Origin of the sequence: Streptomyces sp. 8K308, assembly GCF_004348315.1 — a bacterium.
Lineage (GTDB): Bacteria > Actinomycetota > Actinomycetes > Streptomycetales > Streptomycetaceae > Streptomyces.
In genome coordinates this window covers 1-812 of record NZ_SMKC01000677.1, presented here as the reverse complement: position 1 = coordinate 812, position 812 = coordinate 1, and the positions used below count along the sequence as shown (strand labels likewise).

At 73.6% G+C, this 812-nt stretch carries 1 protein-coding gene; it reads left to right on the top strand.

The features are described from left to right. Window positions 1-785, top strand: a 785-nt coding sequence (locus tag E1265_RS36605) for a DUF6596 domain-containing protein (protein WP_132935232.1), incomplete at its 5' end; no start/stop codon positions are given. Window positions 786-812 lie beyond the last annotated feature (27 nt).

Sequence of the window (812 nt, the reverse complement as noted above, 5' to 3'; positions counted from 1 at the left end):
GGCTGACCACCCGCCAGATCGCCGCGGCCTACCTGGTGCCCGAGGCGACCATGGCACAGAGAATCAGCCGGGCCAAACGCACCGTCTCCAGCGTGCGCTTCGACCGGCCGGGCGACGTCGCCACCGTGCTGCGCGTCCTCTACCTCGTCTTCAACGAGGGCTACTCCGGCGACGTCGACCTCGCCGCCGAGGCCATCCGGCTCACCCGGCAGCTCGCGGCCCGCATCGACCACCCCGAGGTGGCCGGACTGCTCGCCCTCATGCTGCTCCACCACGCCAGGCACGCCGCCAGAACCGCGCCCGACGGCAGCCTGGTGCCGCTCGCCGAGCAGGACCGCGGCCACTGGGACACCACCTCGATCGCCGAGGGCGTCGGAATCCTGCAGGCGGCCCTCGCCCACGACCGGCTCGGCGAGTTCCAGGCCCAGGCCGCCATCGCGGCACTCCACGCCGACGCGCCCACCGCCGAGGAGACCGACTGGGCGCAGATCGTCGAGTGGTACGACGAACTCACCCGCCTGACCGACAACCCGATCGTCCAGCTCAACCGCGCGGTCGCCGTCGGCGAGGCCGACGGACCGCGCGCCGGCCTGACGGCGCTCGCGACGCTGGACACCTCACTCCCCCGCCACACCGCGGTAGCCGCCTACCTCCACGAACGCGACGGCGACCTGGCGACGGCGGCACGACTGTACGCCGAGGCGGCCCACAAGGCACCCAACCTCGCCGAGCGCGCCCACCTGACACGCCAGGCCGCCCGCCTCAACACCCACCGACAACGCTGACGGGCCGCGCCCGAACTTCCCCGCGGC